The organism is Methanococcoides vulcani (assembly GCF_900111645.1).
Lineage (GTDB): Archaea > Halobacteriota > Methanosarcinia > Methanosarcinales > Methanosarcinaceae > Methanococcoides > Methanococcoides vulcani.
Genome location: NZ_FOHQ01000004.1, coordinates 31648 through 43357 on the forward strand (window position 1 = coordinate 31648; position 11710 = coordinate 43357).

Sequence of the window (11710 nt, forward strand, 5' to 3'; positions counted from 1 at the left end):
AGAGCCAATATGAAATCTGGAAAGTTTATGTTTATGAAAAAAGATTCCTGCGGACAGGTTGGTATTGGAACCCTTATTATCTTCCTCGCCATGATCCTGGTGGCTTCTGTGGCTGCCGGTGTACTCATCCAGACCTCCGGTGTCCTTCAGCAAAAGGCACAGGCTACTGGTGCCCAGGCAACTGAGGAAATATCTTCCAACCTGAAAATTATAGGTATTGAAGGTATTCGGGCAAAGGACACTGGGTCGAATATGTCCGATTCCATTGACCTGCTCAAGATGAAAATGGGTTTGAATGTTGGCACTACTGAAGTTGATCTTAGCACTCTCATTATTACGATTTCAGATGGTCAGGTCACCAATGATCTGGTCTATGGAAGTAATACTATGTTATACGGTAGTGAAATGAATGGTTTTACCGGCGATGTAAAAACCGGTGACCTTACAGAACTGCTGAATAACACTCACGAAGTTGCAGGACCAAACATTGCATCCTTCTTCACAGTCGAAAGAATGAGGGATGAGGACAATTCCTTAGCTGCTTCGACACCTGTGCTGAACTCAGGAGATATTGCTATCATCTACATCGGAACTGCCAGTTCTGATGCAGTAAATTACACATACCTCGGAGATTTCAACGCTACAGGCGCCGGAATAAGTCTGAAAGATTCCGGTTTGACCCTTAATTCAAGGACAACGGTGGATATTCAGATAACTCCGGAAAAAGGATCCCAGACTATCTCACAGTTTACGATCCCGACTCTGAACGTGAACGAAAAATACATGATAAGATAAAATTCCAATGATCTAATTTAACCTATGAGGAGATGAATATATGAAAGCAAACAGATATCTGATGAAAAAAGATGAGCGTGCACAGGTAGGTATAGGCACCCTTATTATCTTCATCGCAATGGTATTGGTAGCTGCTGTAGCTGCCGCGGTATTGATCCAGACATCCGGTGTTCTTCAGGAAAGAGCACAGTCAACTGGTAAACAAGCTGCTCAGGAAGTATCATCCAACATGATGCTCAAAAGCATTGAAGGTGTAAGGTCCAACGATGGTGCTGATCCTGCAGTCCTCTCTGAGACAATTGACCTTCTTAAGCTCAAAGTAGCACTCAACATTGGTAGCTCTGATATAGACCTTAACCAGGTTGTCATTACTGTGACTGATGGTTTGACCACGAACGATCTGGTGTATGCTGGCAATGTTAAAACATATGGTGTTCAGATGTCTGGCTTCGATGCAGATAACAGTTCTATGAATAACACAATTGAGTTAATGACAAACACCACAACTGATGCTGGTGTCAATGGTAAGTACTTCTTCACTGTTGAGAAGATCAGGGATGAAGACGAGTCATTCTCACAGGAAAGCCCAATTATGACCCAGGGAGATCTTGTAACAATCTACATATCCACTGTGGACGATGATGCAACAACCAACACAGATGTTGGTGGCTGGACTGTAGCTGACCTTGATGACACCGGTCTTACAATAGAACCAAGAGCAACACTCAGCATACTGATGACACCTGAGGCAGGTTCACCAACCACTGCAGAATTCACTGCACCATCCTTCGGTGTAGACACAAACATCGGCCTCTGGCCATAAGGTGAATTAATTCACCTTATTCTTTTTCTTTTTAAGATATTTAATTTAAAATTTACATTTTATCGTGGCTATTAATTTATACTTGTTCTATTATATTACTTTCAAGTTAGTAAGATAAAATTACGAAATGAAGATTGTGCATACTTGTATAATCTCAAAAACTGAATAACTTATACAAGGAGTTATTTTCATATGGTGGTATTCTTAAAAAAAACGTTATCCTGTGCATTGATGTGTGCGGTTATGTTACTTGTTGCCGGCAGCGGATGTCTGGGTTCAGGTTCTGATGAAGCGGTAAACGAAACTGTCACTTCATTCCTTACCTCATTCAATGAAGGTGATCTTGACACTGCATTCTCCTATTATGAAGGGAAGGATTTCCTTGTTCCTGCTACACTGGAGATCAAGTTCAAGAACAGGGACATTTTAGTAGGTTCTATAGAGCAGTTCGAACTGAAGGATACTACAGTGGATGGGGATGTTGGTTATACTACTGCAGTATGTGAGGTTACGCGTTTTGAAAAGAATAAAGCTGCTGGCACGGAACAGAAACTGATATACTTCAGGGTCCAGAAAGTGGGCGCTCTCTGGACCATTACAAAAGTAAATCTTGATGGGCCAATATCTGCTTCTGAAACGCTTGAAAATGTCGAAGTTCCCGCTACACCTCTTGATCCTATTATTAATAATATTCCTCTAATTTCAGGAGTGACGATTGCTGTATTGGTTCTGGGAGTTTACCTGAACAAAAAGGACAAGTCAAAGGGAGGTGCCGTTACTCCTGTGCTGGACATATCTACTGCTGTCCCGGTGGAAAAAGAAGCTCTTGCACAATTCATTAAGTTCGCACCAGCTCCACAATATTCAGCAGGCTCGAAGGCAGCAGTTGATGTGTGGGTCAAGAACTTCTCACAGCAGCCATATGATAACTTAACGATCATTGCCAATTTCCCGGGAACTGTTAAAGTGAAGAAGCCTGCATTAGCATTTGGCAGCATTGGTCCGGGTGAGACCGTCAAGAAGACATGGAATGTCACACCGTCTATTCCTGGTTGGGTGGCCATAGAAGAACCAATGGTTGTTTTCGAATACGCTGGTGCCCGATATTCCGGGCAGCTTGATCCGATATGGCTTAATGTTCAGTAAAGATGGAAATCGTTTGTAAACCTTTTCATTTTTCACTTTTTAGTGTGTATTTTTAAAAGATGAGTTACATATTATATTCTGTTGTTAACAAACTAGGGGAGGTTGTTTATGGTAAAAGTAACTCTTGTTCATGCTTCGTGGTGTCATGTTTGTCCTGCTGCTAAAAAGTTATGGAACGATCTCAGATCTGAACATGACTTTGATTATGAGGGGATAGATATTGATACTCCGGAGGGCGAAGCACTCTCGGAAAAGTATTCGATCATGTCTGTTCCAACAACTATAATCGATGGTGAGATCGCTTTTATAGGCGTCCCTGGGAAGGAAGAAGCGCTTTTGAAAATATCCTGATGGGGTAGTTCAAATGGTATATGATGTAATTATTGTAGGTGGCGGTCCGGGAGGTCTGTCTGCCGGAATATATGCGGTTCGTTACGGGTTGAACACACTCGTTCTTGAGAAAGGATTTGTCAGTGGTCAGATATCGACCACTGGTGAAGTAGAGAACTATCCGGGTTTTCCTTCTATAAGTGGTATGGACCTGATGGATAAGTTCTCCGAACATGCAAAAGCAGCCGGTGTGGTAGTGGAGAGCAGGGAGATCCTTGGAATCCGATCAGAGGGTGATCGTAAGATCGTCAGTACTGACTCCGGAGACCTGGAAACTCTCAGTGTCATAATAGCTACAGGTGCGAATCCCCGACATCTCGGTGTTCCCGGAGAGGAGGAGTTCCGTGGGAAAGGGGTTTCATATTGTGCTACGTGTGATGGTCCTTTCTTCAAGGGTCGCAATGTGATCGTTGTGGGCGGAGGGGAATCTGCAATCACTGATGTATTGATCCTTTCAAATATTGCAGCTTCTGCCTGTGTGGTGCATCGCAGGGATAAGCTTCGGGCATCACAGATTCTTCAGGACAGGTCCTTTGAGAAGCCTAATATTGAATTCTCATGGAATACGGTTCTTGAGGAGATCATTGGTGATTCTGTTGTAAGGGAGGTCGTACTTCGAAACACCGCTACAAATGAGGTATGGAGGATTCCTATTGATGGCATCTTCATTTACGTTGGTATTGAGCCTAATACTGAATTTGTTGATGTTGAAAAGGATGATTCCGGGTTTATTGTGACCGATGAGAGAATGGCTACATCAGTGGATGGCATATTTGCAGTTGGGGACTGCAGGACAGCTATCCTGCGTCAGGTGATCACTGCTGTCAGTGATGGTTCTATTGCGGCGTTTGGAGCCTACGAATATGTGTCCAATATGAAACACAACGGGGAATAAACAGATATTTCTGTTGTGTTACCCTTTAGGAATACATTAAAAACCAAATAATTAAATATTTCAATTTCAGGTGGGATGTAATAAATGATGTGTTTGAAGATTTGCCAGGATTCAACTTCAGAAGACCTTAAACCAATTGCGGAAGCGGTTCATTCGCTTCTGGGAATCCCTACTACTATCCGAAGCAAAAGCTTCCATGGGATCCGAATGGAGAAAGGTCAGATAATCGATGATGATTATACTGGTCCTGTTCTTGAAGAGGTACTGGAAAAGAATACGATCATCAGGAAAGTTCCTATGGAAGGTGTCTATAAGGGTAAAGCTGTGGTCGTGGTCCCGATCAGGTCAAATGAAGGTGAAGTTTTAGGTGCTCTTGGTCTCGTGGACCTGGTAGCAGCTCTTGATATCCTTTCTGTCTTCCGTGAATATCCTGATATCATCGATGAGGTTGAAGAGGCGAAAAAGCGTATGTCATGATGGCATAGGGTTTTTCTTCTCATTTTTGATCTGGCAACAAAAAGCTCTTTAATATTCAGGACAATTACTGCCGATGATAGACGATGTACTCAAGGTCTTCAGGAAGCTGGATAGCAAAGACCTCCGAATTCTAACCGGTATCGAGATCGGTATGAAAAATTTTGAATGGGTCCCCCTCGAAGAGATCCGTAAATATACCAAACTTTCTTTCGATAAACTCGAGTTCAGGCTTCTCAGGCTTTTTAGATCCAACATGGTAGTGGGTACGAAAACTCCCTATGAGGGCTATCAGATCTATTTTGACGGCTATGATGCACTTGCATTGAACACATTTGTCAAAAGGGGTAGTGTCAGTGCCATAGGTGATGAGATCGGTGTCGGCAAGGAATCAGTGGTCCATGAAGCTATCAGGGAACCCGAGCTTGCAATTGCAGACCCTATACCTGTTATCATCAAGTTCCACAGGGAAGGAAGGACAAGCTTCAAACGCGTAAAAAGAGTGCGTGATCACCTTGTTGACCGTGAACACTTCTCCTGGATATATGCAGCCAGGCTTGCTGCCAAAAGGGAGTATGATATCATGCAGACATTATATGACAAGGTTTCAATACCTAAACCGCTTGATCACAACAGGCATGCAATTGTCATGGCTCCTGCAAAGGGAAGCATCCTTGTAAAGACCAGACTTCTGGAACCGGAATGGGTTCTCGATGAGATCCTTTCACAGATAAAAGTCGTTTATTCCCTTGGAATAATACATTCCGATCTTAGTGAGTACAATATCTTCGTAAGTGATGAAGGCGTGGAGTTCATAGACTGGCCTCAGTATGTTACAGTGGACCATCCGCATGCGGATGAGTTGCTTGAGAGGGATGTGTCCAATGTGTTGGCACACTTCAGGCGGAAGTACGATCTTGGGAAGGATATGGGTGAAGTGATCTCCCAGATCAAAGAAGATGTATAAAGGTTAACATCAGAACTGTATGTTAGTTTGAAATAATTATCATGGGTGATTGTTTATGCTAAATGGTCTCAAAGGCAACATGAATGGTAAATTAAAATATCTCTCCGATGAGGATTGTGAAGAGATCCATTACTCTTCTTTAGAAGTGTTAGATGAGACTGGTCTGAAGATTGAATCGAAAAAAGCTTTAGACAAATTGGATGAATTTGGGTGTGATGTGAATAGAAGAACTTCTATTGTCAGGTTCCCAAGTTATCTTGTAGAAGAATGCTTGAAATACACCCCTCCTTCAGTAAAGCTGTATGGAACTGATTCAAAATATGATATTAAAATTGGAAAAAGGAGAACTTACGTATCCACGTGTTCTGGGCATGGAATAATCGATAGAAAAACCGACTTAGCCAGAGATGGGCTACTAAATGATGTTGCAGAAGGAACTTTGGTAGCAGAAAATCTTGAAAACATTCATTCCATCATTCCCCCTTTAGCCGGCGTCTCCGATGTCCCTCATGAGGCAATGACTCCAGTAATATTGGGTGAAACTCTAAAAAATACTCATAAGTCTGTCGACTTCTACTTAACTGGAGGGGCGAATGCTGACAAAGACATGAAAAACATTCTTGAGTTATGCAAAATAATTGCCGGGAGTGAATCAAAACTGGAAAAAAGACCATTTATGATGTTTATAATTGACCCGCTCTCCCCTCTGACTTATACGGAGGACCAAATAGAGGCATTGTTCCGAAGTGTTGATGCAGGCCTACCTGTTTCAATTATGCCTGGAGCACAAGGTGGTGCTACCGCTCCTGTAACCCTTGCTGGAATGCTTGTGCAGACCAATGCGGAATTTTTGGGAGGGGTTGTGCTCGCAAATTTGGTAAAAAAGGGAGCTCCAGTTTTATATGGCCATACCAGCACAATTATGAATATGCATACAGGCGTTTACACCGGAGGTGCAATTGAAATGGGAATACTCGGAGCTTGCGTTTCCCAGTTAGGCGCTTATTATAACGTCCCAACAAGCGGTTTCTATCCCATGTCAGATTCTCACATTCCTGATCAGCAGGTAGGTTACGAAAAAACGATGCAATGGGTCCTAACGGCATTAAGTGGCATGAATTATGTGTCTGGGGCAGGAAATATTGAAAATGGAGCCCTAATCTCTCTTGAACAGCTAGTCATAGATAACGAGATTGTAGGAATGATTGATAGAATGTTAAACGGAGTTCAGATAGACGATCAAAGACTTGCAGTTAGTGTAATAGGAGACATTGGACCCGGCGGTAATTATCTCAAGCATGCACACACAAGAAACTGGATGCATAACGAATATTTTACCCCAAATATTAGTGAAAAAGATACATATTCAGAATGGGAGAAAAAAGGAGGTGGAGACGTGGTGAAAAGAGCAAGAGAACATGTTGAAACTATACTTAAAAATGAAGTAAGTCCGGTTGAAAAGGATATAATCAAAGACATAGAAGTTTTCCAGAATAAACTATTGAGGCAAAAATAAATTTGTCCTAACATATACTCATATATATATTTTTTTTACGAAAGCTTATATATAGAAAAAAACAATACTTTTTTTATAGGCACTTATAAAACCTGAAGGCAGACATTGTTACACCTGGAAGGGGTGACTTATGGGGGGGCAGGGGTTTTCCCCATGTTTGGATGAAAGGTTACAGGAGCATACACTAGTGGTTACAAGAGCTTAGGCTTTGTAGAGATCAAGCCAATATCGGAGTCCAAAAGTAATGATATGCAGTGTTAATTTTGGAAGGACGATATGGATCTCAAGTCCTATAGGATTTCTACAAAGCCTTTTTACTTTTCTAAATCAGACAGGGAAGGGTTGCAGGAAACATATGATGATCGCCCAAACCATGCCAAGGACGGTCAGCACAATTTGTGATTTCATAGTTTATCTACAAACCATTGCGCTCAGTTGGAGGAGCTTCCCCAATCAAGCCATTGTATCTTCTAGTATATAAAACAATTTGTCAAAAAAAATAATATAAAAGCTTTTCTACGAAATCCTTATATAATAGATGGGAACATATTTCCTATGCCTTAAGGAGTAAAGGCAGATGAAATGAACAAAAACTTGATGGAGTCATAAAAGGAGAAATTATTATGGACATTCAGGAATTAAGAAAATTAGAAATTAAGAAAAGAGTCAACAAAGGTTATATGTGGGCACTTTTCACTGCAGTTTTGTGGGCTTTATGGTATGTTCCGGGTACAATTATCTGGGCCATACCTCCATTCGATGCAATGTGGTATGACCTTGCCCTCCCTGACTATTCAAATGCAACAACGGCAACAATGATGTGTGCTGTATTGATAACTGCATTCAATGCATTGACTGTTATCATTGCCCTGTTAGTATGGAACGGGGTACTTGGAAAGTTTGGTGAAATAAAGAGAACCCTTAAAGAATTACATCCCTGCAGCAAGTGGTTTTTTGCAGCTTCCATGTTCGGTGGGCCAGTTGCAATATTAGGTGCATTTATGGCAATAGGATTTATTGGTCCGGCATTCGGTGCTGTATCAGCTCTTTTGTACCCTGTTGCCGGTTCAATTCTCGCCTATTTCTGGTACGGTGAGAAAATAAGTAAAAGAGCCGCTATCGGTATTTTTGTTATTATTATTGGTGGTGTCACCATTTTCGGCGGAGGTATCATGGCAGAATTAGGTACCGGAAGCGTAGCATGGCTTGGATATGTCGGTGGTCTGATGTGTGCTCTCGGTTGGGGTATTGAAGGTGCAATTGCCGGAAAAGGTCTTGACATCGCAGAGCCTGATGTAGGTATTACTATCAGGTTCCTTGGTGAGAACATCATCTGGTGGCTCATTATCATACCTATTGTTGCACTGGCAGGTTACCCAATAGTCGAATATGCAATTGCAGCACTGAACCCACTGTCTATCCTAGTGCTTTCATTTGCAGGTATCAGTTTTGGATACTGTTATGTGGCTTGGTACAAGTCCTTCCCTCTCGTCGGTGTAGCACGTGGACAGGGTGTGGCAAACCTCTACGCTATTTTTGTAGTGATGTTCCTTTACCTGTTCCTTGCACAGGTTCCAGCATGGACTATACTCGTCGGTGGCGCACTTTGTGTCCTCGGTAGCTTTGTAATGATCTCTGAAGAAACAGGTGAAATGGAATCACTGAGAGGTGAGTAAAATGGCTGGAGAACGCCCAATAAAATTCAGGTTGCTTGAGCTATTCTCTGATGAGAAGGAGCACTGGAACAACGAGATCGTCACACAGATGCAGAAAGAATACAACATGAACAGCAACTTCGGAAGGGATTCGCTCAACTTCGATATCCTCGAGCTTGCTTCAGGTGGTATGCTCAAATCTGTAGAGTCAAAGGTCGATGAGGATGGTGTATACAAGAAAGGCTTCCTCTTGCACAAATATGTGATCACTGATTTCGGAAAGGTTCGTGCATCCGATGCATGTCTGGAGTACGTATAAGGAGGTTTGAATATGGGAGTAATGAACGACTATATGGTAGGTTACTATGGCGAAGGCTTTGATATGACCATGGCCCCTGTACCAGCAGCAGAATATACCTGGATGATCGCGATCATCGTTATTGCTTTGGTCGCATTGTGGCAGGCAAGGACATTTGTGTCCCAATTCTAAAAGTATTTTATTGCCCGATTTTCGGGCATTTTATTTTTCAAATATTTTACTGATATGTAAGTATAATCGAAATTTGAAAGTAATGAGAGGTGGAAGATATGAAAATGAGCGCAAACAGTACAAAAGTCTCAAACGAGACAAACGTAACGGGAGTTCCGGATGGAATAACAGAGCGTCTTAAGAAGCTGAAAGAAAACTTCCTGAAGCAGGTCCCGACTATCACAACATATCGTGCAAGAGCGATAACAAAGATAGCCAAGGAAAACCCTGGAATGCCGAAAATATTGTTACGCGCAAAGTGCTTCAAATATTGCTGTGAAACGGCGCCACTTGTAATACAGGATAACGAGTTGATTGCAGGTTCTCCGTGTGGCGCACCGAGAGCAGGTGCTTTTTCCCCTGATATTGCCTGGAGATGGATGGAAGAAGAAATCGATACCATAGGCACTCGTCCGCAGGACCCGTTCTATATTTCCGAAGAAGACAAGAAGATCATGCGCGAAGAACTGTTCCCTTATTGGAAGGGTAAATCGGTCGACGAATACTGCGAAGATCAGTATCGGGAAGCCGGCGTTTGGGAACTTTCCGGTGAATCCTTTGTTTCGGATTGCTCATATCATGCCGTAAATGGTGGAGGAGACTCATGTCCTGGTTACGACGTAATCCTGATGAAAAAGGGCATGAAAGATATTCAGCGCGAAGCAAGAGAGCATTTGGAAACACTGGATTATGATAATCCGGAAGACATTGATAAGATCTATTTCTATGAAGCAATCATAGATACCACCGAAGGTATTATGGCTTATGCAAAACGGCTGTCGGAATATGCAGCAGAGCTGGCCGCAAAGGAAACAGACCCTAAGCGTAAAGCAGAGCTAATGAAGATATCCGAAGTCAATGCAAAAGTTCCAGCCAATAAGCCAAGCACCTTCTGGGAAGCTATTCAGGCGGTGTGGACCATCGAATCCTTGCTTGTGGTGGAAGAAAACCAGACAGGCATGTCTATCGGACGTGTTGACCAGTATATGTATCCCTTCTACAAGGCGGACATAGAAGAGGGCAGAATGACTGAATTTGAAGCATTCGAGCTGGCAGGCAGCATGTTGATAAAAATGTCCGAAATGATGTGGATAACAAGCGAAGATGCCTCAAAATTCTTTGCAGGCTACCAACCGTTTGTAAACATGGCCGTAGGCGGTGTTACAAGAGAAGGCAGAGATGCCACTAACGACTTGACTTATTTATTGATGGATGCGGTCAGGCATGTTAAAGTTTACCAGCCTTCATTGGCTTGCCGGATACACAATAATTCTCCACAGAAATATATGAAGAAAATAGTTGAAGTTGTTCGTTCCGGTATGGGTTTCCCTGCTTGCCACTTTGATGATACACATATAAAAATGATGCTGGAAAAGGGCGTATCCATAGAAGATGCTCGTGACTATTGCTTGATGGGCTGCGTAGAGCCGCAGAAGTCGGGAAGACTTTATCAGTGGACTTCCACTGCATATACTCAGTGGCCTATTTGCATCGAGCTTATTTTAAACAGAGGTGTTCCGCTTTGGTACGATAAACAAGTTTGCCCTGATCTGGGTGACATAAACAACTTTAAAACCTACGAAGAATTTGAAAATGCTGTAAAAGAGCAGATCAAATACATTACAAAATTGTCAAATGTCGCCACGGTTATTTCCCAAAGAGTTCACAGGGAGCTTGCACCAAAGCCGCTCATGTCCATCATGTACGAAGGTTGTATGGAAGACGGTAAGGACGTTTCATCCGGTGGGGCAATGTACAATTTCGGACCGGGGGTTGTTTGGACAGGCCTGGCCACATATGTAGATTCCATGGCTGCAATAAAGAAATTAGTGTTTGATGATAAGAAATACACCTTGCAGGAATTTAATGAGGCTTTAAAAGCCGATTTCGAAGGCTATGAGCAAATCAGAACGGATTGTCTGAATGCACCTAAATATGGAAACGATGATGATTATGCGGATTTGATCGCTGCCGATGTGACTAACTTTACGGAAATGGAACACAGGAAACACAAGACCCTGTATTCGACGTTGAGCCACGGTACGCTGTCAATTTCAAATAACACGCCGTTTGGACAACTTACGGGAGCTTCCGCAAACGGAAGGAAAGCTTGGATGCCGTTGTCGGATGGTATCAGCCCTACTCAAGGAGCAGACTTCCTGGGACCTACTGCTATCATTAAGTCGGTTTCAAAGATGGCTTGTGACGATATGAACATAGGTATGGTTCACAACTTTAAGTTTATGTCTGGCTTGCTCGACACACCTGAAGGGGAAAATGGCGTAATTACATTGCTGAGAACTGCATCGTTATTTGGTAACGGCCAAATGCAGTTCAACTACCTGGATAATGAAACATTGCTTGAAGCACAGAAACATCCTGAACAGTACCGTGACCTGATAGTTCGTGTGGCAGGGTACAGCGCATTCTTTGTTGAATTGTGCAAAGATGTGCAGGATGAGATCATCAGCAGAACAATGCTAAAACACACTTAAAAGAAATGCGTGAAATGGCAAAATA

Annotated in this window: 12 protein-coding genes; all 12 read left to right on the forward strand. The window is 42.6% G+C overall.

Annotation, left to right across the window (positions count from 1 at the left end; translation table 11 throughout):
• Positions 1 to 33 precede the first annotated feature (33 nt).
• The 12 genes from BMX02_RS06940 (at position 34) to cutC (ending at position 11685) form a co-directional block, all read left to right on the forward strand.
• Positions 34 to 795, forward strand: coding sequence for an archaellin/type IV pilin N-terminal domain-containing protein (locus BMX02_RS06940; RefSeq protein WP_244624961.1), 762 nt, complete (start codon positions 34 to 36; stop codon positions 793 to 795).
• Positions 796 to 835: 40 nt separating this feature from the next.
• Entirely contained in the window at positions 836 to 1618 is a 783-nt protein-coding gene (locus tag BMX02_RS06945) for an archaellin/type IV pilin N-terminal domain-containing protein (protein ID WP_091689974.1), read from the forward strand.
• A 243-nt stretch (positions 1619 to 1861) separates the two neighbouring features.
• Complete coding sequence (locus BMX02_RS06950) at positions 1862 to 2764, forward strand: hypothetical protein (protein WP_135643966.1); 903 nt, start codon at positions 1862 to 1864, stop codon at positions 2762 to 2764.
• Positions 2765 to 2872: 108 nt separating this feature from the next.
• Positions 2873 to 3115 carry a glutaredoxin family protein gene (locus BMX02_RS06955; protein ID WP_091689976.1) on the forward strand — a complete coding sequence of 81 codons (243 nt, stop codon included), beginning with the start codon at positions 2873 to 2875 and terminating at the stop codon, positions 3113 to 3115.
• Between the two features lie 13 nt (positions 3116 to 3128).
• Positions 3129 to 4049, forward strand: a complete 921-nt coding sequence (gene trxB, locus BMX02_RS06960) for a thioredoxin-disulfide reductase (RefSeq protein WP_091689977.1) — start codon at positions 3129 to 3131, stop codon at positions 4047 to 4049.
• 84 nt (positions 4050 to 4133) lie between these two features.
• Positions 4134 to 4526 carry a DUF2111 domain-containing protein gene (locus BMX02_RS06965; protein ID WP_091689978.1) on the forward strand — a complete coding sequence of 131 codons (393 nt, stop codon included), beginning with the start codon at positions 4134 to 4136 and terminating at the stop codon, positions 4524 to 4526.
• A gap of 73 nt (positions 4527 to 4599) precedes the next feature.
• Positions 4600 to 5490, forward strand: coding sequence for a serine/threonine-protein kinase RIO2 (locus tag BMX02_RS06970; RefSeq protein WP_091689979.1), 891 nt, complete (start codon positions 4600 to 4602; stop codon positions 5488 to 5490).
• Positions 5491 to 5545: 55 nt separating this feature from the next.
• Entirely contained in the window at positions 5546 to 7006 is a 1461-nt protein-coding gene (locus BMX02_RS06975) for a trimethylamine methyltransferase family protein (RefSeq protein WP_091689980.1), read from the forward strand.
• A 623-nt stretch (positions 7007 to 7629) separates the two neighbouring features.
• Positions 7630 to 8682, forward strand: coding sequence for an EamA family transporter (locus BMX02_RS06980; protein WP_091689981.1), 1053 nt, complete (start codon positions 7630 to 7632; stop codon positions 8680 to 8682).
• A 1-nt stretch (position 8683) separates the two neighbouring features.
• Positions 8684 to 8980, forward strand: coding sequence for a hypothetical protein (locus BMX02_RS06985; protein WP_091689982.1), 297 nt, complete (start codon positions 8684 to 8686; stop codon positions 8978 to 8980).
• 12 nt (positions 8981 to 8992) lie between these two features.
• Positions 8993 to 9151, forward strand: coding sequence for a hypothetical protein (locus tag BMX02_RS11875; RefSeq protein WP_167879257.1), 159 nt, complete (start codon positions 8993 to 8995; stop codon positions 9149 to 9151).
• Positions 9152 to 9255: 104 nt separating this feature from the next.
• Complete coding sequence (gene cutC, locus BMX02_RS06990) at positions 9256 to 11685, forward strand: choline trimethylamine-lyase (RefSeq protein WP_210409159.1); 2430 nt, start codon at positions 9256 to 9258, stop codon at positions 11683 to 11685.
• Positions 11686 to 11710 lie beyond the last annotated feature (25 nt).